A 24,330-nucleotide genomic window follows, 5' to 3' on the forward strand; every position below is an offset into this window, starting at 1 on the left:
CATAGCACGGAAGGAAGGGTGTCCGGTTCTTCCGCGTAAACCAAATCATGTTACCGTTCGTATCGGCCCCGGAGAATATGGCACCCGGCGGGGCCGAAGCCAGGGCACCACCGCATCGAAGGGAAGCGCGATGCCACATGACACCCTTGCTCCGATCGTCTCCAGGCGCGCGTGCCGTGCCTGCGCGGCGTTGGCCCGCGCGGCGCTGATCATCGGCGCCACCTTGATATGGGGCGGCGCGGTGGCCCGCGCCAGCACCGTGACGCCGCCCGAGCGCGAGGACGCCCCGGTCGCGATGCCGTCGACCCCCGGCACGACGGTGGAGCGGTCGCTGGACTTCACCGCCCATTACGGCCGCGACACGCCCCTGGGCCACCATCGCGTCACGGTGGCCAAGGCGGCCAACGGCGACACGGTCGTGGATGTCGATATCCGTTTCGAGGCCAAGCTGCTGATGATCACGGCCTACCGCTATCATCATGTCAGCCATGAGGTGTGGCATGAGGGCCGTCTCGCGGCGCTGGACAGCAGCACCGACGACAACGGCCAGAAGGACTGGGTGAAAGGCCACGCGGTGGAAGACGGGTTCGCGGTCGAAAGCTCGCACGGGGCGGTGACCGCGCCGGCCGACATCATCCCCACCAGCTATTGGAACCCGGCCCTACTGACGGCGTCGCGCCTGCTGGACACCATCCGGGGCGTGGTCATGGACGTGAAGGTGGATCGGGGGGACAGGAGGTGATCCAGGCCGGCGATGGCACCCTGGCCGCCACGCACTACACGCTGGGCTTCGTCACCAACCCGCCCCCCGCCACCAACAGGGTGGACTTCTGGTACGACGACTCCGGACGTTGGCTCAAGCTGGCCTTTCACGCCCGGGGCCATGACGTCGCCTACGTCCTGCAAGGGTCATCCGGCGCCAGCGCCCTGGTCGCCTCCCCCTCCGGCACGGAAACCGGCCTGCCCGCCCCAGAACGGCGGGACTGAAAGCGCTTGCCGGCTCACCCGGCCCGTCGCTAAATGCCGGGCCATGAGCACGGACACCGCCGCCATGGCCCCGCCCCCCGCCCCCGCTTTGCCCACCGTCCGCACCCCGGCGGAGTTGCGCGCCCGCGTCGCCGCCTGGCGCAAGGAGGGGCTGCGCGTCGGCCTGGTCCCCACCATGGGCGCCCTGCACGAAGGGCACCTGACCCTGGTCAAGCGCGCGCGCGACCTGGCGGACCGCGTGGTGGCCAGCGTGTTCGTGAACCCCACCCAATTCGGGCCCAACGAGGACTTCAGCCGCTATCCCCGGGATGAGGCGGGCGACGCCCGCCTGTTGGCCGGCGCCGGCTGCGACCTGCTCTACGCGCCGGGGGTGGAGGCCATCTATCCGCCGGGCTTCACCACGACGGTGGACGTCGGGCCGGTGGCCGTGCCGCTGGAGGGCCACTTCCGCCCCGGCCATTTCCAGGGCGTCGCCACGGTGGTGACCAAGCTGTTGCTGCAGGCCCTGCCCGACGTCGCCTGCTTCGGGCAGAAGGACTATCAGCAGTTGGCCGTCATCCGCCGCCTGACGGCCGACCTGGACATCCCGGTGCGCATCGAGGGCGTGCCCACGGTGCGCGAGGCCGATGGCCTGGCCCTGTCGTCCCGCAACCGCTACCTTTCGGCGGAGGAACGGCGGCAGGCCGTGACCATCAGCCGGGTGCTGAACCGGCTGCGCGACACCTTGGGCGACGGAAGCCAACCTGTGGCCCCCGCCATCGCCCAGGCGACGGAGGCGCTGACGGCCGCCGGCTTTACCCGCATCGACTATGTCGCCGTGGTCGACGCCGCGACGCTTGCGCCGCTGGAGCGGGTGGACCGCCCCGCCCGCGCCCTGGTCGCCGCCTTCCTGGGCCGTACCCGCCTGATCGACAATTTGGCGCTGGGGCCGGATATCCCTTGAGGACCCTTTATGGCGAAAGCCGACTTGTGGAGGTGGTGACCCAGCCCTCGGCGCGCATGCACGCCAGCACGGCGTCGTGGGCGCGGCCCACGTGCCAGTCGGAAATGGGATAGCCCCGGCCCGCGTCCAGGTCCGCCAGGCGCTCGGGGTCGTTGGCCGCGACGCAGGCGCGCAAGGTCTCGGGAAACCGCTGTTCCTTTTCCCGTACCAGGGCCTGTTGTTGCGCCAGCGAGGGGTGGTCACGGGTCAGCAACGCCATGTCCACGTTCCAGCGCCGGTCACCGGTGTAGGCGCAAGCGGCCAGGCACGTTCCCGTGATCACCAAGCCCATCACCACCAGCCGCCGCATCGCCATCCCCTCACATCGCCGCGATATAGCCCATCGCCAGCAGCCACACCGTGGCCAGCAGCAGGGATAGCACGGTCATGGGCACGCCGCAGCGGGCATGGTCGCGGAAGCCAAGGGTCACGCCAACCGCCGCCGCCCGCTCCACCGTGATGATGTTGGCCAGGCTGCCGGGCAGCAGCAGGTTGCCGGCCAGGGTGGAGAACAGGGCCAGGGCGTACAGCGCCCCCTCCGGCGGGTGGGCCCACACCTTCATCAGCAGCACCACCGCCGGCACGTTGCCGATGCTGTTGCTGGCCAGGACGGAGAAGGCGCCCAGGAAGGGCAGCCGGTCCAGCGCCAGGCCCGACGCCGCCAGCTGGTCCACCAGCTGGCCGGGAAGGCCGGTGTCGGCCAGGGCGCCCGTCAGGATGAACAGGCCGGCGAACAGGGCCAGCAGGTGCCAGTCAACCAGGCCCAGCATGTCGCGGCTGGCGAAGCGGCGGCTGACCAGCATGCAGCCGGCGATGCCCAGCACCGCGACGTCGCGGGGAACGGTGTGGTGAAGGCCACCAGCAGGACCACGACGCCGATCAGCCCCTTGGACAGCTGCCAGGCCCGGGGGGCGTCCGGCGGCGTGGGCGGGGACGGGGCCTGCCCGTCCGACAGCCGCCCCCGCCACATCCGCGCCACCACCCAATAGACGATGACCAGCGACAGGAAGGCGGGTACGCCGCAGGCGAACAGGAAGCGCCAGAATCCCAAGTGGCCCAGCTGGCCGATGAGGATGTTCTGCGGGTTGCCGATCACGGTGGCGGCGGACCCGGCATTGGCGGCCCCCGCCAGGGCGATGAGATAGGGCCGCGCGTCCAGCCCCCGCGCCCGCAGGCCGGCGCACAGCAGCGGCGTCATGGCGAAGACCACCACGTCGTTGGCCAGCAGGGCGGACAGGCCGCCCGCCACCGCCACCACGGCGGCCAGCAGCGCCTCCGGCTTCCACGGCACGTTGGCCAGGCGCCAGGCGCACCAGTCGTAGAAGCCCGACAGCGCGAACTGCGCCGACAGGATCATGAGCCCCAGCAGGATGAACAGGGTGGGGAAGTCGATGGCCTTGATGGCCGCCCCTTCCGTCACCGCACCCGCCACCAGCAGAACGATGGCGCCCAGCATGGCGATGCCGGTGCGGTCCACCTTCAGCCGGGGCAGGTGGCCGATGGCCATGCCCAGGTAGACGACGGCGAAGGTGATGAGGATCAGCAGAGTCATGGGGGCCAGCGCTACAGCGCGGGCGCGTGACCGGCAAGCGGGAAATAGGCCTAGGGAATCAGGTGGATGTGGTTAGGCCGCGACCACGGCGCCCTTCTTGGCCACGGCCAAGGCCGCCATGTCCACCTGCATGCCTTCGCGCGCGGCGAAGCACTGCGCCCATTCCTGCTGCGCCTCCGCCTCGATGGCCTTCATGCGAACGTCATCATGGTCGGGATCGTGGTGGAACAGGCACAGGCGGCCGACGCCGGCGGCCCGGGCCAGGCGCACGCCCTCGCGCCAGGTGGAGTGGCCCCAGCCGCGGCGGCCGGCGAATTCCTCATCGGTGTAGGAACAGTCGTATGCCACCAGATCGGCGCCCTCGATCAGGCCCAGGACATTGGCGTCCATGCAATCGGGGTCATGCTCGGTATCGGTAACGTAGCAGAAGCTGCGTCCGTCATAGTCGATGCGATAACCGGTGCCGCCGCCCGGATGGTTCAGGCGGGCGGTGTGGACGGTGATGCCGTCGCCCAGGTCCAAGGTGGCGCCGGGACGGAAATCCTCAAACACCAGCGAGGCGCGCAGCTTCTGCAGCGGCACGGGGAACAGGCAGGAATCCATGGGCTTTTCCATGACGGACTGGATGCAGTGCGCACCCTGGCAATGGCCCGCCATCACCCGCATGGAGAAGTCGGTGTTGTAGCACGGCTCGAAAAACGGGAAGCCGTTGATGTGGTCGATATGGGTGTGGGTCAGCAGCAGCGTGACATCGTTGATGCCCCGGGCGCGCAAGCTCTTGCCCAGCGACCGCAGGCCGGTGCCGGCATCCAGTACGAGCGTCCGGTCGCCCGCCGTCACCTCGATACAGCTGGTGTTGCCACCATACTCAAGATGACTGGCCATCGGACAGGGGACGGTCCCGCGGACACCCCAGAAGGTAACGGTGAAACCCATAAACCAAAGCCCCGAATTCCATCGCGGCCAAGCTAACCCCACCTTGCACGGCGGTCTGTGACGTGTCGCACAGGAAGGGTGGCGCTTGGGCACAAGTGCACAGGGATTGTCAAGTGATGTTCGCCCCGCGAACGCACAACCACACTTTAAGGGGTACCCTTCCCAGCGGGAAAGCCCCCTTGAAATTCAGGCCCCCCTCACCGTTTCACCGCCGGCGGGGCCGCAGGCGATGGTCCAGCCGCTCATCATCCAGGCCGGCCGGCTCTTGATGGATGGTGATTTCCGCGTTGGCGAAGGCGGCGCGCAGGGATGATTCGATCTCATCCGTGATGTCATGCGCCTCGGTCAGCGTCAAATGGCTGTCCAGCTCCAGATGGAACTCGATGTGCTGGCCCAAGCCGGTGGAACGCGTGCGCAGGTCATGCAGGCCGCGCGACGCCGGATGGGCGTTCACCAGGTCGACGACCCGGGTGCGGTCCACGTCCGGCAACTCCCGGTCCATCAGCACGTCCAGCGCCGTGCGCGAGATGCCGACGGCACCCCAGACCAGGAAGGCGGCGATGCCCAGGCCGAACAGGGGGTCCCAGAACGCCTGGCCCGTCCAGCGGCCCAGCAGCAGCGAGACCATGACGGCGGCGTTCAGCAGCATGTCGCCGCTGTAGTGCAGGCTGTCGGCGCCGATGGCCAGCGAGGCCGTGCGGCGGATGACCCAGCGCTGGAACAGCACCAACACGAAGGTCAGGGCGATGGCGGCGGCCATGACCCACAGGCCCACGGCGATGTCGCCCACCGGCCGCGGTTCGAACAGCCGGCCCAGCAATTCGTAGCCCAGGAACATGGCCGAGCCGACGATGAAGGCGGACTGGACGAGCGCCGCCAGCGGCTCCGCCTTGCCATGGCCGAAACGGAAGGCGGAGTCCGGCGGCTTCAGGGCCCGGGCCACGCTGATTAGGGTGATGACGGAGGCCAGCGCGTCCACGCTGCTGTCGATCAGCGAGGACAGGATGCTGACGGAATTGGTGGCGAGATAGGCGCCGAACTTGCCGGCGATGAGGATGGCGGCCACGGTGACGCTGGCATAGGTGGCGCCGCGACGCCACCTTCCGTCGGCATCGCCCTGCCCCGCGCCGGCGGGCGATTCCGGTTGCACCTTGGCCGATATGTTCATGGGTAGAGGCGTTCCGTCGTCCAGCCCTTGTCCTCAGCGTCCCGAGTATAGACCAGGCGGTCGTGCAGGCGGAACTCCCGATCCTGCCAGAACTCGATGCGCACCGGGGTGACCCGGTAGCCGGACCAGTGCGGCGGGCGGGGAATGTCGCCCTCGCCAAAACGCGCCGTCTCCTCCGCCACGCGACGCTCCAGGGTCGCCCGGCTGTCCAGCGGCTGCGACTGCGCCGACGCCCAGGCGCCGATCTGGCTGCCGCGCGGTCGGACGCTGTAATAGTCGTCGGCCTCCCGGGCCGTCACCGGGCTGACCCGGCCGTCCACCCGCACCTGGCGGCGCAGGCTTTTCCAGTGAAAGCACAGGCCGGCGACGGGATGGGCGGCCAGTTCGCGGCCCTTGCGGCTGAGGGTGTTGGTGTAGAAGACGAAGCCGCCGTCATCCAGGCCCTTCAGCAGCACGATGCGTACCGCCGGAATGCCGTCGGCGCCGATGGTGGCCAGCGACATGGCGTTGGGGTCGTTGGGTTCGGTGCGCGCCGCCTCGTCCAGCCAGGACTGGAACAGCGCGTAAGGGTCGGGTGCGACAACAAAATCCATGGTGGTAATCCGTGTCATAGATATGCCGGAATTGCCGCCCACCATACCTCACACTACATCCTTGTCCACGAAGGACGCCGCATGGACGACCCGCACGCCGTCGTGTGATTTTGGGGTTGGGTGATTGCCCCAGGTCATTGGCGACCGCCCCGTTTCGGGGTAGGCGTGGGTATGGTCGGGGATGCGAGACCGGATTGCGCAAAGCCAGGCCGCCAGGAAAGCGCGGCCACAGGAGAGGAAGAAGGACTAAGAATCATGAAGAAAGTCATCATCGCGTTGATGGCGTCCAGCGTCCTGTTGAGCGCGTGCGACACCACCGGGGGCAAGAACCAGACCGTGGGCATGCTGGGCGGTGCGGCCGCCGGCGGCCTGATCGGTTCCCAGTTCGGCCACGGCGGCGGCAAGCTGGCCATGACCGGCCTGGGCGTCCTGCTGGGCGGTCTGGCGGGCAGCTCCATCGGCAAGCGCATGGACGACGCCGACCGCGCCGCCATGGAACGCAACACGCAGATGGCCTACAGCGCCCCCGTGGGCCAGCCCATCGTCTGGAACAACCCCGACAACGGCCACCAGGTCATCGTGACCCCGGTGAAGGACGGCACGCGGCGCGACGGCGCCTACTGCCGCGAATTCCAGCAGACCATCGTGGTCGGCGGGGAGCGGCAGCAGGGCTACGGCACCGCCTGCCGCCAGCCGGACGGCAGCTGGAAGATCGTCAACGACGAGTGATCCTGGTTTCGGCTCCATGAGCCCCTGGACAAACCCCTGGCCGCGCGCCCGCGACCAGGGGTTTGTTCATAGGGGGCCAGATCTGTGGGGACCGAATCCCCGAAATAGCCGGTCCCCGCATGCTTGAAGCCGCGCGCACGTTGCGCATATTGTGGGGGCAGACCGGCAATAGATAGTGCGACCATGCGCGATCCCTACCAAATCCTTGGCGTCGGCCGCAGCGCCAGCGCTGAGGACATCAAGCAGGCGTATCGCCGCCTCGCCAAGCAGTACCACCCCGACCTGAACCCGGGCCGGGCCGATATCGAGCTGAAGTTCAAGGAAGCCAACGGCGCCTACAGCCTGTTGTCGGACCCGGACAAGCGCGCCCGCTATGACCGGGGCGAGATCGACGCGAGCGGCGCCGAGCGGCCGGACCGCTCCTTCCGCCGCGCCTATGCCGGCGCCGGGCGGTCGGGCGACTTCGATTACGAGGACGACCCCTTCGCCGACATCTTCGGCGCCGCCCGCAAGCGCGGCGGCAGCGGTGTCAAGGCCCGGGGCAGCGACGTGGCCTACTCCGTCACCGTGCCGTTCACCGAGGCCTGCCTGGGCGCCAAACGGCGCCTGAGCCTGTCCACCGGCAAGAGCATCGACATCAATATCCCCCCCGGCACGCAGGATCAGCAGAAGTTGCGCCTGAAGGGCCAGGGCCTGGCCGGCTTGGGCGGTGCCGGGGCCGGCGACGCCATCGTCGAGGTGCACGTCACCCCCCACCCCTACTTCGTTCGGCGGGAGGACGACATCCACCTGGATGTGCCCATCACCCTGCAAGAGGCGCTGCTGGGCGCCACCATCAAGGTGCCGACCCTGGATGGCGCCGTGCAGGTCAAGGTGCCCAAGCCCGCCAATTCCGGCACCACCCTGCGCCTGAAAGGCAAGGGTGTCGCCAACCCCGAGCGGGGCACCCAGGGCGACCAGTATGTGAAACTGACCGTCGTCCTGCCCGACCGGCCGGACGCCGAGTTGCAGGCCTTCATCGAGAAGTGGGGCAAGACCCACGACTACGACGTGCGACGCAAGGCGGGCCTCATATGAGGCCGGCGTAGCGCCAATAGAAGCAGCGCAACCCATATGAAAGGGCGGGGGCCTCATGGCACCCGCCCTTTTCATTTCCCCTATCGATCCACCATGGCCATGGCGCGGTCTCCATACCGGGGCCCAGCGACCTGGTAGGTCTCCAGCGCCGCGTCCAGGCGCGCCACGTCGTCCGCCGACAGCTTCAGGGCATCGGCCGCCAGGTTCTCTTCCAGATACGTGCGGCGCTTGGTGCCCGGGATGGGCACGATGTCCGGCCGCTTCTGCAGCAGCCAGGCGAGCGCCACCTGGCCCGCCGTGGCGCCATAGCCCCGGGCGACGTCGCGCACGAAGTCCGCCAGGCGCATGTTGGCGTCGAAATTGCCGCCTTGGAGCCGGGGATCGTTCTTGGAGCGGTAGTCGCTGTCCGGATACTCCTCCGCCCGCTTGGCGATGCCGGTCAGGAAGCCGCGCCCCAGGGGACTGAACGGCACCATGCCGATGTCCAGCTCCGCCAGCAGGGGCAGCACGTCCCGCTCCAGGTTCCGTTCCCACAGGGAATACTCGCTTTGCAGCGCCGTCACCGGCTGCACCGCATGCGCCCGGCGGATGGTGTCGCACCCGGCCTCCGACAGGCCGAAGTACAGCACCTTGCCCTCCTGGATCAGGTCCCGGACGGTGCCGGCCACATCCTCGATGGGCACGGCGGGATCGACGCGGTGCTGGTACAGCAGATCGATGCGGTCGGTGCGCAGGCGCTTCAGCGACGCCTCCACCACCGCGCGGATATGCGCCGGCCGGCTGTCGGTACCACTCAGCGGGCCTTTGCCCTCACCGATGACGAAGCCGAACTTGGTGGCGATCTGCACCTGGTCGCGGCGGCCCTCCAGGGCCCGGCCCAGCAGTTCCTCGTTGGTGTAGGGGCCGTAGACCTCGGCCGTGTCCAGGAAGGTGCAGCCCAGCTCGATGGCGCGGTGCAGGGTGGCGATGGATTCCGCGTCATCCGGGCTGCCGTAGGCGTGGGTCATGCCCATGCAACCCAGGCCCAGCGATGAAACCTCCAGGCCCTGCCGGCCCAGCGCGCGACGTGTCAGCATATCCAACTCCCGTTTGTCTTCTTGGCGGGCCGCCGGTCACCGGCCGGCGTTGCCCCGGAAAAGATCCAGCGTGCGCTTGCGGGCCAGCTGCGCATCCTCGAGGTTCGAGTCCGGCCGGCCGTCGTTGTTGAAGCCGTGGCCGGAGTTCTCATAGATGTGGACCGGCACATCGGGGTGCGCCTTCTGGAGTGTCTCCGCCACCTGGTCGGCCGGGATGTGCTGGTCCTTGCGGCCGAAGTGGCAGATGACCGGGCACAGGGGCGTGAGGTCCACGAGGCCGGTCACGCCGCCGCCGTAATAGCTGGACACCGCCACCAGGCCCTGGACCTGGGCGGCGGCGCGCCAGGCGACGGTGCCGCCATAGCAATAGCCCACCAGGAAGACCGGACCCTTGGCCTTCAGCGCGTCGACGCAGGCCTGGACATCCGCCACCGGGTTCTCCGCGCCGTTGGCCTGGGCGTACTGGCGGCCGACCGCGAAGCCATGCTCGTCATGCCCGGCGACGAAGCCCTTTTCCTGGCGGTCGAACATGGACGGGGCGATGACCTCGAAGCCCAGGGCGGCCCAGCGGGCCACATCCTCCGCCACGTAGGCGTCCAGGCCGAAAATCTCCTGGATGACGATGACGCCCCCCTGGCGCTCGCCCTCGGGCTCGGCATGCAGCGCGGTGAACTCGAACCCGTCGATGGCGGAGCGCAGCGTGATGGTCGTGGCCATGTCGGCCTCCTGTCTGATGGAAGGACGTGTAGGGAATTAGCGCCCCGGGGGCTGGGCCGCCACCCGCATGCGCTCTTCCGCCGCGAGCTGGGCCGGTGCCACCGGCGGCATGCCTGGCGCGGCGTCGGGGGCCAGCAGGTCGGCCAGGGGTGTTTCCATCGCGGCCCCGGCGTCGTGCCGCACCTGCTCGAAAATGCCGTGAACCTTGCGCTGCCAGGGGGCCTGCAGATGCCCCACGGACAGCAGGTCGCCCCACATACCGAAGTCCAGCGCCAGGTACAGGTCGCTGAGGGTGGCGTCGTGCAGGTCGCGGGTGGCGACCCAGGCGCCGTCGGCGGTGCGGATGGTCCAGTTGGCGGCGCAGAGCTGTTCCAGCATGCCGTCCACCGCCACGGCGCCCACCGGCACCCGGGCGATGACGTCGGCACGCTTCAGGGCGTGGCCGTCGCGGGCGGCCAGCATCAGTTCGCGCAGGATGGCCAGGGCCACCACCAGGCGCTGGGCCGGCGACAGGCCGGCGGGCCCCATCTCGGTGATGCGGCCGGAGCGCCATTCCGGCAGGGCCGCCGTCACCTCCGCCCCGAACAGGATCAGGCACCACACCAGGTACAGCCACAACAGCACGGTGGGCAGCACCGACAGCGCGCCGTAGATGGTGGTGTAGGTGTGGACCTGGCCGATGTAGAGGGCGAAGCCGACCTTCGCCACCTCCATGGCGACGCCGGCCACCACGCCGCCCACCATGGCATCCTGCCAGCGCACCGGCCGGGTGGGGATGGCGAGGTAGGTGAGGCCGAAGAAGGCCGTCTCCAGCAGGCCGGGCAGCACGCGGCGCACCAGTTCCACCACCACCGACCCCTCGGCACCCAGGTAGGAGACGGCGACCGACGACAGCGACAAACTGACGCCCAGCAGCAGGGGCGCCATGGTCAGCACCGCCCAGAAGGACAGCACCCGCACCAGCACCGAGTGCCGCTCGCGGCTGCGCCAGATGGCGTTGTACGCCCCCTCGATGGAGAAGAAGAGCAGGATGGACGTGACCGCCAGGCCCAGCACGCCCACGCCCGTCATGGTGCCGGCGTTGCTGACGAACTCATGCAGGCGGTCGTTCAGGTTCTCCCCCACCTGGGGCACCAGGTTTTCCAGCAGCAGCATCTCCGCCTCGGCCCGCAGCTTCTGGAAGGCCGGGAAGGCCTGGAAAATGGCGAAGCCCACGGTGAACAGCGGCACCACCGCCAGCAGGCTGGTGTAGGTGAGCGAGCCCACCGCCTGCAGGCAATTGTCGCGGTAGAAGCGGCGCACGGCGTAGCTGGTGACCCCGATGAAGGCCAGGACGACGTGCCGCACCGACTGTGGCAGGCGGTCGGTCAGCCGGGCCCAGGCCGTGGATTGGGTTCGCATGTCAGTCATGGGGGCCAGCCCCCACCCAGCCTTCGAAACGTGGAACTGCCAAGGGAAGACCTTTCGCGCGTGTATTCTAGCTGTGCGCAGATATAGGGCGCCCAGCCTTTGACCGCAAAACCGCTTCGTGTAGGATGCGCGCCTAATTTTCCGGAGAGAGACGGATGACCATTTCCACGGCAACCCCCGCCCCTGGGCCCGCCACTGGGACCCTGATGGCCGGCAAGCGCGGCCTGATCATGGGCGTTGCCAATGACCGGTCCATCGCCTGGGGCATCGCCAAGGCGGTCGCCGCCCAGGGGGCCGAGCTGGCCTTCACCTACATGGGCGACGCGCTGGCCAAGCGGGTGAAGCCCCTGGCCGAGCAATTGGGCGTCCCCCACGTCCTGCCCTGCGACGTCACCGACGAAGCCAGCATGGACGCGGTGTTCGCGACCCTGAAGGAACAGTGGGGTACCCTGGACTTCGTGGTGCATGCGATCGGCTTTTCCGACAAGAACGAGCTGGACGGCCTGTACCTGAACACCTCCCGGTCTAACTTCGCGTTGACCATGGATGTTTCCTGCTACTCGTTCACCGCCATCGCCCAGCGGGCGGTGCCGATGATGACCAACGGCGGCAGCCTGCTGACCCTCAGCTATTATGGCGCCGAACGGGTGATGCCGCATTACAATGTGATGGGTGTCGCCAAGGCGGCGCTGGAGGCCAGCGTGCGCTACCTGGCGGCCGACCTGGGCCCCCAGGGCATCCGCGTCAACGCCATCTCCGCCGGTCCCATCAAGACCCTGGCGGCCAGCGGCATCGGCGACTTCCGCGCCATCCTGAAGTGGAACGAGCTGAACGCGCCCCTGAAGCGCAACGTCACCATCGGCGAGGTCGGCAACTCCGCCCTTTACCTGCTGAGCGACCTGGGCAGCGGCGTCACCGGCGAAGTCCACCACGTCGACAGCGGCTACCACACGGTTGGCATGCTGGCGGTGGACAGCGCCGCCGAGACCTCGGCCCTGCTGCAGAGCCTGGTCAAGTCGGAAGGGTAAACGGTCATGGCCGGTAACGGCATCGGAACCCAGTTCCGCTTCACCACCTTCGGCGAAAGCCATGGGGTGGCGCTGGGCTGCGTGGTGGACGGCGTCCCGCCCCTGATGGACCTGGACGAGGCTTGGGTCCAGGCCTTCCTGGACCGGCGCCGGCCGGGGCAGTCGCGCTTCACCACCCAGCGGCGCGAACCGGACACGGTGCGCATCCTGTCCGGCGTGTTCGAGGGCAAGACCTCGGGCACGCCTGTCTGCCTGATGATCGAGAACGAGGACCAGCGGTCCAAGGACTACGGCGACATCAAGGACAAGTTCCGGCCGGGCCATGCCGACTACACCTACTGGGAACGCTACGGCATCCGCGACTATCGCGGCGGCGGTCGCTCCTCCGCGCGCGAGACGGCGGCCCGCGTGGCCGCCGGCGCCGTCGCCCGCCGGGTGCTGGAGGCGGTACCGGGCGGCGTGACCATCCGCGGCGCCCTGGTGCAGGTGGGGCCGCACAAGGTGGACCGCGCGCGTTGGGACTGGAACCAGGTGGACCAGAACCCGCTGTTCTGCCCCGACGCCGTGGCGGCCGAGGAATGGGCCACCTACCTGGACGGCATCCGCAAAAATGGTTCCTCCGTGGGCGCGGTGGTCGAGGTGGTGGCGTCCGGCGTGCCGGCCGGCCTGGGGGAACCCATCTACGACAAGCTGGACAGCGACCTGGCCCGGGCCATGATGACCATCAACGCGGTCAAGGGCGTGGAGATCGGCGCCGGCTTCGCCGCGGCCGAGCTGACGGGCGAGGAAAACGCCGACGAGATGCGGGCGGGTCCGGACGGCAAGCCCGCCTTCCTGTCCAACAACGCCGGCGGCATCCTGGGCGGCCTGTCCACGGGGCAGGACGTGGTCGTCCGCTTCGCCGTGAAGCCCACCAGCAGCATCCTCACCCCCCGCCGCACCCTGGACGTGCATGGGAATGAGACGGACATCCTGACCAAGGGCCGCCACGATCCCTGCGTCGGCATCCGCGCCGTGCCGGTGGGGGAGGCCATGATGGCCTGCGTGCTGGCCGACCATTGGCTACGGCTGCGGGCTTATCGCTAGATTCCCTCGATCGGCGGACGCGGGCGCGTCCCAAGGACGTTTACTGAATTGGCAACGGCCCCGCCTGGACGACAGGCGGGGCCGTTTCGCTTTGGGGCGGACCTTCGCGGGCTTACTTGCCGGCGATGGTGATGGTCAGGGTGTCACTGTAGCTGCCGGCGATCGCCTGGGCATTGGCCGGGACCGTCACGGCGACGGTGGCGGTCTTGCCGAACTGGGCGCTGGAGCGGGTGACGTTCACGGTGCCGGTGCCGGACTGGCCATCATAGATGGTGGTGTAGCTGACGGGCGGGACGGTCGGGCTAGTGCCGCGCAGGCTGCCGCCGTTGGTCGAGGCCACGGTGATGGTGTAGCCAGCGCCGTCATTGCAGGTCTCGACCACGCTGCCGACGGTGACGTTGTTGGAACCAGCCAGGATGTTTAGCTGGGTCTGGGCGTCGGTCACCGCCACGGTGCAGGTCTGGGCCACGGTGCCGCTCAGCTTGATGCTGCCCGAGGTGTCGGCCAGGGCGGGGGCGGCGAACAGGACGGCGGCGATGGCGGCGGCAGCGGCGAAGCGGATCATGACGAAGGTTCCTATCGGTTCGGCTGGGCTTGTTGCCCGTTTGCTTGGTGCTTTCGTTATAAGCAATTCGAATGCCAAGCTTTTCCGAAACACTGGGGGCATTTCATTAACGCGTTGATATTGTTTTGATATATTGGATTAATCCCAACGGGACCTTTGGTCCGCGACAGCGATTCATTGCGATCTGCAATGTTCTTTTTCCCGAATTCCCAACAGAATCAATGCATTAGTATTCGCAATACGCCAGTGTGCGGAGACGAAAAGGGCGCCCCGGCGTGGGGCGCCCTCTCCCGAACTGAGGGACCGTCGCGGCTTACTTGCCGGCGATGGTGATGGTCAGGGTGTCGGCGTAGCTGCCGGCGATCGCCTGGGCGTTGGCCGGGACCGTGACGGAGACGTTGGAGGTCTTGTTGAACTGGGCGCTGGCGCGGGTGACCGCGAAGCTGGCGCCGGAGCCGCTGGTGCCATCGTAGCTGGTGGTGTAGCTGATGGCCTGGGCGCCGGTGGCCGAGGACTTCAGCGTGCCGTTGTTGGAAGAGGCGACGGTGATGGTGTAGCCGGCGCCGTCGTTGCAGTTCTCAACCACGCTGCCGACCGCGACGTTGCTGGAGCCGGCCAGGATGTTCAGGGTGGCGCCGGCATCGGTGACGGCGACGGTGCAGGTCTGGGCGACGGAGCTGTTCAGCTGGATGGTGCCCGAGGCGCCGGCGGCGGCGAAGGCGGGGGCGGCGGCCAGGGAAGCGGCGGCGATCAGGGCGGCGGCGAAACGGATCATGGCGTGGGTTCCTATCGGTTCGGCGGGCGGCTTCAGCGGCCCGGTTGGTTCATGCCTGGTTATAAGCACCCGCCGTGCCACGGCCGGGGCCGAACCGCGTGCCAATCATCAAAACCCAGCAATTCCGGCCCTTTAAGGCAATTCTCCCCCCTTAGCGGTATTTACGCCCTTGGTCGTAAGCCTTGCGAGGTACGCCTTATTGACGCATCCCGCATCGCGCCCTTGGGATAGGGTCGTCCGCAATCATTGCATCATTATTTGCAAAATGCGTTAGGCGAGCCGCAGGGCGGCGGCGGCCGTGGCGCCGGGCCGGCCGTCACCCACCACGCGGCCATCCAGCGCCACCACCGGCCGCACCATGAGGCTGGAGGTGAGGAACACCTCCGTCGCGCGCGACAGATCGGCCGGCGCCAGGGCCCGCTCCTCCCCCCAAGGGCGGCGAGAACCGCCGCGCGCCGGGTCCCGGGAAGGGCGCCGGACGGCAGCGGCGGGGTCACCAGGGCGCCATCCACCACGGCGAACAGCGTGGCGGCCGTGGCGCAGGCCACCTGCCCGGCGGTGTTGAGCAGCACGGCGTCGTCCGCGCCGCGGGCCGACGCCTCATTACGCGCCAGGATTTGGTCCAGGTAGTTCAGGCATTTGACGCCGCTGAGGGGCGAATGCTCATTGCGGCGGGTGACGGTGGCGGTCACCACCCGGGCCGGCGGCAGCGGCGGGCCGGGGGGTGCCGCCGTCACCAGCAGGGTGGGCACCGGCGCGGCCGGGCGCGGCAGGCCACGGGCGCCCGGCCCTGCGCTGACCGTCAGCCGCAGCGAGCCGTCCTTGAGGTCGTTGGCGACGGCCGTGTCGGCCAGCGCGGCCGCCAGGACGGCCGGCGGCGGCAGGGGCAGGCCCAGGACGGTAGCCCCCTGGAACAAACGGCCCAGATGGGCGTCCAGCCGCACCACGACCCCATCCCGCCAGCGCAGGGTCTCAAACAACCCGTCACCCAGCAGGAAGCCCCGGTCGGCCACACCGATGCCGGCGGATGCCGCCGGCAGCAAGGTACCATTCAGCCAGACCAGGCCCGTCATGCCGCCTCGCTTCCCGGTGCTGCCCTGCCCGTCGCTTCAGGCGGTTCCAGGGACGGCCCCAGCGGTGGCCATGCCATGGCCGGATCCAGCGCCGTCAGCAGGGCGCGCGCCTTGACCAGGCTCTCCTCATATTCCGCCGCCGGGTCGCTGTCGGCGACGATGCCGCCGCCGGCCTGCACAACCACCTGCCCCTCCGCCATGGCCAGAGTGCGGATGATGATGCTGCTGTCCATGGCGCCATCCCACCCCAGCCACAGGACGGATCCGCAATAGGGCCCGCGCCGCGCCGGCTCCAGCTCATGAATGATCTCCATGGCGCGGATCTTGGGCGCCCCGGTGATGGAGCCACCGGGGAAGGTGGCGCGCAGCAGATCGACGGCGCCGAAGCCGGGCGCCAGCCGCGCCGTCACGACGCTGACCAGGTGGTGCACGGTGCGATAGCTTTCCAGCCCGCACAACGTGGGCACGGTGACGGAGCCGACCACCGCCGCCCGGGACAGGTCGTTGCGCATCAAATCGACGATCATCAGGTTTTCCGCCCGGTCCTTGGGCGAGGCCAGCAGTTCCGCCGCCAGCGCGGCGTCCCGGGCGGGATCGGGATCGCGCGGTCGCGTGCCCTTAATGGGCCGCGTCTCCACCCGCCCCTCCGCGTCAACCGCCAGGAAGCGTTCGGGCGACATGGACACCACGGCGCGGGCGTCCCCCCTTTTGGGCCCAGATCCAGCAGGGCGGAAAAGGGGGCCGCGGCGCGGGCGCGCAGGCGGAGGTAGAGGTCCAGCGGCGCCACGCCCGCCGCCAGCGTGCCCAGGAAGCGCTGGGTGATGTTGGCCTGGTAAATGTCGCCGGCGGCGATGTAGTCCACCGTGCGGGCCACGGCCGCCTCATGGCTTTCCCGGCTCCAGCCCGCACGCCAGCCGGGGGCGGCCAGCCACGGCCCCTCCCCCGCCGCCACGGGGGCGGCCGGTGCCGCCAGCAGGTCCCGCCATTCCCTAACCCGCTCTGGCGCGTCCGGCCCGGCCAAGCACAGGACCCAGGCGCGGCCGGCGGCGTGGTCGATGGCGACGATGCGATCATAGAAGCCCACGGCCATGTCCGGCAGGGCCACGCCCTCGGCCCGGGGGGCCGGCAGCGCCTCCAGCTGGCCGCCCAGCTCATAGCCCAGGAAGCCCACCGCCCCGCCCCGGAAGGGCGGCAGGTCGGCAGGCGGCGGCGCGTTTCCCAGCCGGTCGCGGCCGGCCTGCAGCAGGGCGGCCAGCGTGCCCAAGGCATCCGCCCCGGCCGGCTGGCCATCCACGGTGACGATGCCGTGCGCGCACTCGACCCAGGCGTGGGGATCGGCGCCGACATAACTGTAGCGGGCGCGCGTGACGTCGGCGGCACCGCCGTCGAGCAGGAAGGGGCGCGGCAAGTGCGCCAGCCGGGCGTAGACCGCCACCGGGTCGGACAGCGGGATTTCCAGCGCGACGATACCGCCGGGCGATGTCGGGTGGGGGGCGGGTTGGGGGGACATCATGAGCGCGGACCTTACCCCGCCCTCCCCCGCTTCGCCAACACCGGCATCGGCCGAAAGGCCGACGGGACGGGCATAGACATGAAGGCACAGAAGGGCATGGGTCCGCCTAAGCGGCCCCACCGCCCGGCCGCCTTGGCAAGCCTCACGCGCTGTGGTGGTATGGCAGCCGGATTTTACGGCTTCCAGGAACCGCGTTCATGCGTTTCATCGTCCGATTGTTCGCCCTCATCGGCCTGTTCGGGGTCCTGCTGACGGCGGGATTGATCCTGTTGGCCATCAAGGCGAAGGACAAGCAGCCCACCCTGCCCCAGTCCGTGGTGCTGGAGTTCAACTTCGAGCGCCCGTTGGCGGAGGCGCCGGGCGAGGATGGCTGGTCCAGCCTTCTCAACAGCCGTCGCGGCAGCGTGCGCGAGGTGATCGACGCGCTGGAACAGGCGGGCCGGGACCCCAAGGTCAAGGGCCTGGTGGCCAAGGTCGGCAACGCCAGCCAGGGCATCGGCACCACGCAGGAACTGCGCGACGCCATCGCCCGCTTCCGCGCCACCGGCCGCTTCGCCTACATCCATGCCGAAAGCTACGGCGACGCCGGCAGCGGCATGACCCCCTATTACCTCGCCAGCGCCTTCGACCAGGTGTGGCTGCAGCCGGTGGGCACGGTGGGCATCACCGGTATCGCCGTCACCCAGACCTTCTTCCGGGGCGCCCTGGACTCCATCGGGGTGCAGCCCCAGATCTCCAAGCGTGCCGACTACAAGACGGCGGCGGAGATGTTCGCCGAGAAGCAGGCCACCCCCGCCAACCGCGAGATGACGGAAAGCCTGGCCGGCGACATCTACGACCAGATGGTGCTGGGCATCGCCGACGGCCGCCACCTGAACCCCGACGCGGTGAAGGCCGCCATCGACCACGCCCCCCTGCTGGACAGCGAGGCGCTGGCGTCCAAGCTGGTGGACAAGCTGGGCTATTTCGATGAGGTCGAGACCGCCGCCAAGGAACGGGCGGGCGGCAAGGCGGCGGGCGCCGACACGGTGGACCTGCTGACCTACGGCAAGATCGCCGGCAGCGCCTTCAATCAAGGCGCCACCGTCGCCCTGATCGTGGGCGAGGGCGAGATCGTGCGCGGCGGCAAGAACGGCGGCGCCTTCAACGACGAGGCGTCGTTCGCCGCCAACCGCATCGCCGACGCCTTCGACACCGCCATCGAGCAGCCCAACGTCAAGGCCATCCTGTTCCGGGTGAACAGCCCGGGCGGCAGCCCCGTGGGCTCCGAAACCGTGCGCCACGCCGTGGACCGGGCGCGCAAGGCCGGCAAGCCCGTCGTCATCTCCATGGGCGACGTGGCGGGGTCCGGCGGCTATTGGGTCGCCATGGACGCCGACCGCATCGTGGCCCTGCCGGGCACCCTGACCGGGTCCATCGGCGTGCTGGGCGGCAAGTTCGTGGCCAAGGGCCTGGCCGACAAGCTGGGCGTGGGCGTGGACCAGGTGACGCGCGGCGCCAACGCCACGATATGGAGCCCGGCCAGCCCCTACACCGACAGCGAGGCCGCCCGCCAGGACGCCATGCTGGACGCCATCTACGCCCAGTTCACGGAGGGCGTGGCCAAGGGCCGCAAGCTGGAGATCGAGAAGGTCCGGGAACTGGCCAAGGGCCGCGTCTACACCGGCCGCCAGGCCAAGGACCTGGGCCTGGTGGATGCCCTGGGCGGCTACGACATCGCCCTGCAGCAGGTGCGGCAGGTGGCGGGCATCCCCGGCAACGCCGATTTGCACATCGTGCAGTTCCCCCGGCCCAAGAGCGGGTACGAAATGGTGCTGGACCTGTTCAACGGCAAGGCGGCGGCGGAGATGGCCAGTGTCGCCCAGGCGCGCGGGGCGGAGAAGGTGCTGGCCGATTACGGCCCCCTGCTGGACATGGTGCAGCCCATGGTCCGCGCCGCCAAGCGGCAGGAACAGGTGCTGATGATGCCGGACCTCAGCGTCAACGGCGACCTCAGCATAAACGGCGCCGCCCGCTGACCCTGACGCAAGACGACCCCCGGCCAGGGCGACCCGGCCGGGGGTTTTCTTTTGGATTGACGGGGCCCCGCTCTGGCAGATGCGACAAATCGTCCCTATCTGACAAACTCACAACGAACAGGCCCCATTGATGGACTTCCTTGCCGATCCCGGCATCTGGCTCGGGCTTTTGACCCTGGTCTCCCTCGAGGTCGTCCTCGGCATCGACAATCTGGTCTTCATCGCCATCGTCGCCGACAAGCTGCCGGCGGAGCAGCGCAACCGCGTGCGGCTGGTGGGGCTGTCGCTGGCGCTGATCATGCGCCTGCTGCTGCTGTTCTCCATCTCCTGGATCGTGACGCTGACCCAGCCGCTGTTCAGCGTGGCCGGCTTCGCCCTGTCGGGACGCGACCTGATCCTGGTGCTGGGCGGCGCCTTCCTGCTGGCCAAGGGCACCATGGAGCTGCATGAGCGGCTGGAAGGGGGTACTGGGCACCAGGCCCCCAAGTCCAGCGCCGCCGCCAACGCCTTCTGGCGGTCGGTGGTGCAAATCGTGCTGCTGGACGCGGTGTTCTCGCTGGACAGCGTCATCACCGCGGTGGGCATGGTGGATGAACTGCCCATCATGGTGGCCGCCGTCTGCATCGCCATGGCCGTCATGCTGGTGGCGTCCAAGCCGCTGATGGCCTTCATCTCCCGCCACCCCACGGTCATCATCCTGGGCCTGGGCTTCCTGCTGATGATCGGCTTCAGCCTGGTGGCGGAGGGCCTGGGCTTGCACATCCCCAAGGGCTATCTCTACGCGGCCATCGGCTTCTCCATCCTGATCGAGGCGGCCAACCAGTTGGGCCGGCGCAAGCGGGCCTTCCCCGACGCCGCCGGACGCGAGGCCCTGCTGCGGGGCTTGCGCGACACACCCGATGGAAGCGTGACGGTCACGGATGCCCAGGGCCAGGTGCGGGTCACCGCCTCAACGGCCGACGCGCTGGCGCTTCTCGATCCGCGCTGAGCGCGCCCCGGCGGCGCGCCCATTGGCGGCGCGTCAGTCGCGCCGGGCGCCGATCAGGAATTCCTTGTTGCCCTCCGGCCCCAGGATGGGGCTGGGGTCCACACCCAGGACGGTCCAGCCGGCGCGGGCGGACAGCCAGGCGACCACGGCGTCGCAGACCTCCTGGTGCAGTTCGGGTTCCCGCACCACGCCACCCTTGCCCACGCGACCCTTGCCCACCTCGAACTGCGGCTTGATCAGGGCCACCAGCCGGCCGCCGGGCCGCACCAGGTCCAAGGCCGCCGGCAGCACGGTGGCGAGGCCGATGAAGCTGGCGTCGCACACCACCATGCCGATGGGGTCGGGAATCTCCTTCGCGGTCAGATGCCGGGCATTGGTCTTTTCCATCACCACCACGCGCGGGTCGGTGCGCAGCTTCCACGCCAGCTGGCCGTGCCCGACATCCACGGCATAGACCTTGGCCGCCCCCCGCGTCAGCAGCACGTCGGTGAAGCCGCCGGTGCTGGCGCCCACGTCGATGGCGGTCACGCCCGTCGGATCGAATCCGAAATGATCCAGGCCATGCACCAGTTTCAGCCCGCCCCGCGATACCCAGGGATGGTCCTGGCCCTTCAGGGTCAGCGGCTTGTCGGCTGGAATGGTCTGGCCCGGCTTGTCGATGCGCAAGGTGTCGGCATAGACCAGGCCGGCCAGCACCAGGGCCTGGGCCCGGGCGCGGCTTTCCACCAGCCCCCGTTCCACCAGGGCCTGGTCCACACGGATCTTTCCAGGTTTTGGGCCGGACTTCTGGGCCTTCCGCGGGCTGTCTTCCGGCATCAGGCGTTGGGCGTCCGCGCCGCCGCTTGGTTCCCCAGCGCCTTGAGCACGGTGTCGACGATGCCGTTGGCGTTGAGGCCGGCCTCGTCATACTGCTTGGCCGGGTTGTCGTGTTCCTGATAGCGGTCGGGCAGCACCATGGGACGGATCTTCAGGCCGCTGTCGAACAGGCCCTCCTCCGCCAGGAACTGCATGACCTGCGCGCCGAAGCCGCCCACCGAGCCTTCCTCGATGGTGATCAGCACCTCGTGCTCAACCGCCAGCCGGCGCACCAGTTCCTTGTCGATCGGCTTGGCAAAGCGCGCGTCCGCCACCGTCGTCGACAGGCCCCGCGCCGCCAGGTCCTCCGCCGCCTTGCACGCCTCTCCCAGGCGGGTGCCCAGGCTGAGGATGGCCACCGTGTTGCCCTCACGCACGATACGGCCCTTGCCGATGGGCAGCACCGCGCCCTTCTCCGGCATCTCCACGCCCACGCCCTCGCCGCGCGGATAGCGCAGCGCGATGGGGCCGGCGTCATAGGCCACGCTGGTCGCCACCATGTGCACCAGCTCCGCCTCGTCCGCCGCCGCCATCACCACCATGTTGGGCAGGCAGCACAGGTAGGCCAGGTCGAACGCGCCCGCGTGCGTGGCGCCGTCCGCCCCCACCAGGCCCGCCCGGTCCATGGCGAAGCGCACCGGCAGATTCTGGATCGACACGTCGTGCACCAGCTGGTCGTAGCCGCGCTGCAGGAAGGTCGAGTAGATGGCCACGAAGGGCTTGTACCCCTCCGTCGCCATGCCCGCCGCGAACGTCACCGCGTGCTGCTCGGCGATGCCCACGTCGAAGGTGCGCGTGGGGAAGGCCTGGCCGAACAGGTCCAGCCCCGTACCCGACGGCATCGCCGCCGTGATCGCCACCACCTTGTCGTCGGCCTTGGCCTCCTTCATCAGGGCCTCGGCGAAAACCCGCGTGTAGGTCGGCGCGTTCGCCTTGGCCTTGGCCTGGGCGCCCGTCACCACGTCGAAGCGGCCCACCGCGTGCAGCTTGTCGGCCGAGGCCTCCGCCGGGGCGTAACCCTTGCCCTTCTGCGTCACCGCGTGGATCAGCACCGGACGGCCGTTCGGCTCATCCCGGATGTTCTCCAGGATGGGCACCAGCTGGTCCAGGTCGTGCCCGTCGATGGGGCCGACGTAGTAGAAGCCCAGCTCCTCGAACAGCGTCCCGCCCATGACCATGCCGCGGGCGTATTCCTCAACCCGACGCGCCGCGTTCTGCAGCGGCCGGGGCAGGTGTTCCGCCACCTGCCGGCCGATGTCCCGCAGGTGCCGGTACTGGCTGCTGCTGACGAGCTTGGCCAGGTAGCCCGACACCGCACCCACAGGCGGGGCGATCGACATGTCGTTGTCGTTCAGGATCACCACCAGGCGCGAGCCCAGGGCGCCCGCGTTGTTCATCGCCTCGTACGCCATGCCGGCGGAGATCGACCCGTCGCCGATCACGGCGATGACGTGGTTGTTCCCGCCCGCCAGGTCGCGCGCCACCGCCATGCCCAGGCCCGCCGAGATGGAGGTGGAGCTGTGCGCGGCGCCAAACGGGTCGTATTCGCTCTCCGACCGGCGGGTGAAGCCCGACAGGCCCCCGCCCGCGCGCAGGGTGCGGATGCGGTCGCGCCGCCCGGTCAGGATCTTGTGCGGATAGGCCTGGTGACCCACGTCCCAGATGATGCGGTCCGCCGGCGTGTCGAACACGTAGTGCAGCGCCACCGTCAATTCCACCACACCCAGGCCGGCACCCAGATGCCCGCCCGTCACCGACACCGCGTCGATGGTCTCGGACCGCAGCTCGTCCGCCACCTGCCGCAGCTGCTCAGGACGCAGCGCGCGCAGGCGCTCAGGCGTCGGACACTGGTCCAACAACGGGGTCTTCGTCGCCATTCATCGGCTCCCAATCAAACTTTCTTCTTAAGACCGCCGATCCACAACGAAGCGCGCCACCGCCTGCAACATCGACGCCCGGCCCTCGAAAATCTCCAGATGCCGCGTGGCTTGGTCGGCCAGCCGGCCGGCCTGGTCGCGGGCCCGATCCAGCCCCAGGATGGACACGAAGGTCGCCTTGCCCGCCGGCTTGTCGCGGCCCACGGACTTGCCGGTCTCAGCCTCCGTCCCTTCCACGTCCAACAGGTCGTCGGCGATCTGGAAGGCCAGTCCCAGGTCGTGGGCGTAGGCCTGCAGGGCATGGAACTGCGGCGGCGAGGCCCGGCCCAGGATGGCGCCGGCCGTGGCGGAGAAGGCGATCAGCTCGCCCGTCTTCATCCGCTGCAGCCGGGTGATGGCGCCGATGTCCAGGGCCTGGCTTTCGGCGATCAGGTCCAGCATCTGGCCGCCGACCATGCCGCGCGGTCCGGACGCCTTGGCCAGGGCCGAGACCAGGGCGCAGCGCACCCGGGGATCCTCGTGCGTCTCGGGATCGGTCATGACCTCGAACGCGGCGGTCAGCAGGGCGTCGCCCGCCAGGATGGCCGTGGCCTCGTCGAACTGGCGGTGCACCGTGGGCCGGCCGCGCCGCAGGCTGGCGTCGTCCATGGCCGGCAGGTCGTCATGGATCAGGGAATAGCAGTGGACGAATTCGACCGCCGCCGCCACGCGCAGGGCGCAGGCCGGGCTGACTCCGAACAGGCGGGCGCTTTCCATGACCAGGAAGGGCCGCAGCCGCTTGCCCCCGCCCAGGCAGCCATAGCGCATGGCCTCGTACAGCTTGGCCTCCGCCATGCTGCTGCGGGGCAGCAGGATATCGATGGCGGTTTCCACCTGTTCGACGGTGTCCGCCATGGCGGCGGTAAGGGTTTTGGGCAGGCTGGGCATCAGGGCACACTCGGGCGAAAGGGTACGGGCTTAATCGATGCGGGCCGGTTCCGTGCCCACCGTTCCGTCACCGCCCAGGGTGATGCGGTCGACCTTTTCCTGGGCCTCCCGCAGCTTCCCCTCGCAATGGCGCTTCAGCAGGGTGCCGCGTTCATAAAAACCGATGGCGTCGTCCAGCTTGGCCTTGCCGTCCTCCAACTGGCGCACGATACGCTCCAGCTCACCCAAGGCGTCCTCGAAACTCATGGCCTTGATATCGGCCGGCAGGGTCAGTTCAGTCATAGGGTGTCCACATCAACGCTTGGAACGGCAAAACGGCAACGGCGCCAGTGGCGCCGTAAATCACAGGCAGGCGACTGTAGGACCGGGCGGCACCCCGCCGCAAGCATCCTGGCCGG

At 69.1% G+C, this 24,330-nt stretch carries 27 protein-coding genes; 9 read left to right on the forward strand and 18 right to left on the reverse strand.

The annotated features are described in order from the left end of the window. The first annotated feature begins 130 nt into the window (after positions 1-130). From UAJ10_RS29940 to panC, 3 genes are read left to right on the forward strand one after another with little or no spacing between them, the layout of a single operon-like run. On the forward strand, positions 131-742 hold the full coding sequence (locus tag UAJ10_RS29940) for a DUF6134 family protein (protein ID WP_416235387.1): 612 nt from the start codon (positions 131-133) through the stop codon (positions 740-742). Continuing rightward, on the forward strand, positions 739-987 hold the full coding sequence (locus UAJ10_RS29945) for a DUF6134 family protein (protein WP_416235388.1): 249 nt from the start codon (positions 739-741) through the stop codon (positions 985-987). The genes UAJ10_RS29940 and UAJ10_RS29945 overlap by 4 nt, the downstream gene beginning before the upstream one ends. Before the next feature lie 43 nt (positions 988-1,030). After that, positions 1,031-1,930, forward strand: a complete 900-nt coding sequence (gene panC / locus UAJ10_RS20925; protein WP_322917145.1) for a pantoate--beta-alanine ligase — start codon at positions 1,031-1,033, stop codon at positions 1,928-1,930. A gap of 7 nt (positions 1,931-1,937) precedes the next feature. Here panC and UAJ10_RS20930 read toward each other — a convergent pair whose 3' ends face one another. The 6 genes from UAJ10_RS20930 to pdxH form a co-directional block, all read right to left on the reverse strand. Continuing rightward, positions 1,938-2,279 (reverse strand): hypothetical protein, encoded by a 342-nt coding sequence (locus UAJ10_RS20930; protein WP_322917146.1) that lies wholly within the window; start codon positions 2,277-2,279, stop codon positions 1,938-1,940. 10 nt (positions 2,280-2,289) lie between these two features. Then, entirely contained in the window at positions 2,290-2,772 is a 483-nt protein-coding gene (locus UAJ10_RS20935) for an SLC13 family permease (protein WP_322917147.1), read from the reverse strand. Continuing rightward, complete coding sequence (locus UAJ10_RS20940; RefSeq protein WP_322917148.1) at positions 2,682-3,521, reverse strand: ArsB/NhaD family transporter; 840 nt, start codon at positions 3,519-3,521, stop codon at positions 2,682-2,684. The genes UAJ10_RS20935 and UAJ10_RS20940 overlap by 91 nt, the downstream gene beginning before the upstream one ends. A 72-nt stretch (positions 3,522-3,593) precedes the next feature. After that, entirely contained in the window at positions 3,594-4,457 is an 864-nt protein-coding gene (locus UAJ10_RS20945; protein ID WP_322917149.1) for an MBL fold metallo-hydrolase, read from the reverse strand. 205 nt (positions 4,458-4,662) lie between these two features. Then, a complete protein-coding gene (locus tag UAJ10_RS20950) occupies positions 4,663-5,625 on the reverse strand; it encodes a cation diffusion facilitator family transporter (protein WP_322917150.1) in 963 nt (320 codons plus the stop codon). Then, positions 5,622-6,218 carry a pyridoxamine 5'-phosphate oxidase gene (gene pdxH / locus UAJ10_RS20955; protein WP_322917151.1) on the reverse strand — a complete coding sequence of 199 codons (597 nt, stop codon included), beginning with the start codon at positions 6,216-6,218 and terminating at the stop codon, positions 5,622-5,624. The genes UAJ10_RS20950 and pdxH overlap by 4 nt, the downstream gene beginning before the upstream one ends. A gap of 255 nt (positions 6,219-6,473) precedes the next feature. Here pdxH and UAJ10_RS20960 point away from each other — a divergent pair, with 255 nt between their 5' ends. Together UAJ10_RS20960 and UAJ10_RS20965 are read left to right on the forward strand one after the other, a co-directional pair. After that, entirely contained in the window at positions 6,474-6,947 is a 474-nt protein-coding gene (locus UAJ10_RS20960) for an RT0821/Lpp0805 family surface protein (protein ID WP_322917152.1), read from the forward strand. A gap of 183 nt (positions 6,948-7,130) precedes the next feature. Then, positions 7,131-8,024: a DnaJ C-terminal domain-containing protein gene (locus tag UAJ10_RS20965; protein WP_322917153.1), complete on the forward strand. Its 894-nt coding sequence runs from the start codon at positions 7,131-7,133 to the stop codon at positions 8,022-8,024. 80 nt (positions 8,025-8,104) lie between these two features. On the opposite strand, the gene UAJ10_RS20970 is transcribed toward UAJ10_RS20965, so the two are convergent. From UAJ10_RS20970 to UAJ10_RS20980, 3 genes are read right to left on the reverse strand one after another with little or no spacing between them, the layout of a single operon-like run. Further along, on the reverse strand, positions 8,105-9,100 hold the full coding sequence (locus UAJ10_RS20970; protein ID WP_322917154.1) for an aldo/keto reductase: 996 nt from the start codon (positions 9,098-9,100) through the stop codon (positions 8,105-8,107). 36 nt (positions 9,101-9,136) lie between these two features. Beyond that, entirely contained in the window at positions 9,137-9,817 is a 681-nt protein-coding gene (locus UAJ10_RS20975; RefSeq protein ID WP_322917155.1) for a dienelactone hydrolase family protein, read from the reverse strand. Positions 9,818-9,853: 36 nt separating this feature from the next. After that, complete coding sequence (locus UAJ10_RS20980) at positions 9,854-11,227, reverse strand: YihY family inner membrane protein (protein ID WP_322917156.1); 1,374 nt, start codon at positions 11,225-11,227, stop codon at positions 9,854-9,856. Positions 11,228-11,382: 155 nt separating this feature from the next. On the opposite strand from UAJ10_RS20980, the gene fabI reads away from it, so the two are divergent. Both fabI and aroC read left to right on the forward strand, forming a co-directional pair. Further along, positions 11,383-12,255 (forward strand): enoyl-ACP reductase FabI, encoded by an 873-nt coding sequence (fabI, locus tag UAJ10_RS20985; RefSeq protein ID WP_281292049.1) that lies wholly within the window; start codon positions 11,383-11,385, stop codon positions 12,253-12,255. A 6-nt stretch (positions 12,256-12,261) separates the two neighbouring features. Beyond that, entirely contained in the window at positions 12,262-13,341 is a 1,080-nt protein-coding gene (gene aroC, locus UAJ10_RS20990; protein WP_322917157.1) for a chorismate synthase, read from the forward strand. A gap of 112 nt (positions 13,342-13,453) precedes the next feature. Here aroC and UAJ10_RS20995 read toward each other — a convergent pair whose 3' ends face one another. The 5 genes from UAJ10_RS20995 to UAJ10_RS21015 all read right to left on the reverse strand — a co-directional run bounded on the left by UAJ10_RS20995 (position 13,454) and on the right by UAJ10_RS21015 (position 17,267). Further along, entirely contained in the window at positions 13,454-13,906 is a 453-nt protein-coding gene (locus UAJ10_RS20995) for a hypothetical protein (protein WP_322917158.1), read from the reverse strand. Positions 13,907-14,219: 313 nt separating this feature from the next. Next, complete coding sequence (locus UAJ10_RS21000; RefSeq protein WP_322917159.1) at positions 14,220-14,681, reverse strand: Csu type fimbrial protein; 462 nt, start codon at positions 14,679-14,681, stop codon at positions 14,220-14,222. A 254-nt stretch (positions 14,682-14,935) separates the two neighbouring features. Next, on the reverse strand, positions 14,936-15,754 hold the full coding sequence (locus UAJ10_RS21005) for an aminotransferase class IV (protein WP_322917160.1): 819 nt from the start codon (positions 15,752-15,754) through the stop codon (positions 14,936-14,938). Beyond that, positions 15,751-16,392 carry an anthranilate synthase component I family protein gene (locus UAJ10_RS21010; RefSeq protein ID WP_322917161.1) on the reverse strand — a complete coding sequence of 214 codons (642 nt, stop codon included), beginning with the start codon at positions 16,390-16,392 and terminating at the stop codon, positions 15,751-15,753. Before UAJ10_RS21010 ends, UAJ10_RS21005 begins: the two co-directional genes overlap by 4 nt. Beyond that, positions 16,281-17,267 (reverse strand): chorismate-binding protein, encoded by a 987-nt coding sequence (locus tag UAJ10_RS21015; RefSeq protein ID WP_322917162.1) that lies wholly within the window; start codon positions 17,265-17,267, stop codon positions 16,281-16,283. The genes UAJ10_RS21010 and UAJ10_RS21015 overlap by 112 nt, the downstream gene beginning before the upstream one ends. Before the next feature lie 197 nt (positions 17,268-17,464). On the opposite strand from UAJ10_RS21015, the gene sppA reads away from it, so the two are divergent. Next, positions 17,465-19,285 (forward strand): signal peptide peptidase SppA, encoded by a 1,821-nt coding sequence (gene sppA / locus UAJ10_RS21020; RefSeq protein WP_322917163.1) that lies wholly within the window; start codon positions 17,465-17,467, stop codon positions 19,283-19,285. 130 nt (positions 19,286-19,415) lie between these two features. Then, positions 19,416-20,273 carry a TerC family protein gene (locus UAJ10_RS21025; RefSeq protein ID WP_322917164.1) on the forward strand — a complete coding sequence of 286 codons (858 nt, stop codon included), beginning with the start codon at positions 19,416-19,418 and terminating at the stop codon, positions 20,271-20,273. Positions 20,274-20,306: 33 nt separating this feature from the next. Here the strand turns inward: UAJ10_RS21025 and UAJ10_RS21030 are convergent, their stop codons facing one another. Genes UAJ10_RS21030 through UAJ10_RS21045 form a run of 4 tightly spaced genes read right to left on the reverse strand, consistent with a single transcriptional unit; the run spans position 20,307 to position 24,214 of the window. Continuing rightward, positions 20,307-21,089, reverse strand: coding sequence for a TlyA family RNA methyltransferase (locus tag UAJ10_RS21030; protein WP_322917165.1), 783 nt, complete (start codon positions 21,087-21,089; stop codon positions 20,307-20,309). Continuing rightward, positions 21,089-23,005 (reverse strand): 1-deoxy-D-xylulose-5-phosphate synthase, encoded by a 1,917-nt coding sequence (gene dxs / locus UAJ10_RS21035; RefSeq protein WP_322917166.1) that lies wholly within the window; start codon positions 23,003-23,005, stop codon positions 21,089-21,091. The genes UAJ10_RS21030 and dxs overlap by 1 nt, the downstream gene beginning before the upstream one ends. 27 nt (positions 23,006-23,032) lie before the next feature. Continuing rightward, positions 23,033-23,932 (reverse strand): polyprenyl synthetase family protein, encoded by a 900-nt coding sequence (locus UAJ10_RS21040; RefSeq protein ID WP_322917167.1) that lies wholly within the window; start codon positions 23,930-23,932, stop codon positions 23,033-23,035. A gap of 30 nt (positions 23,933-23,962) precedes the next feature. Next, positions 23,963-24,214 (reverse strand): exodeoxyribonuclease VII small subunit, encoded by a 252-nt coding sequence (locus UAJ10_RS21045; protein ID WP_040845047.1) that lies wholly within the window; start codon positions 24,212-24,214, stop codon positions 23,963-23,965. Positions 24,215-24,330: the final 116 nt, after the last annotated feature.

Origin of the sequence: Nitrospirillum guaranorum (assembly GCF_034653275.1) — a bacterium.
In the GTDB taxonomy this organism is placed as follows: domain Bacteria; phylum Pseudomonadota; class Alphaproteobacteria; order Azospirillales; family Azospirillaceae; genus Nitrospirillum.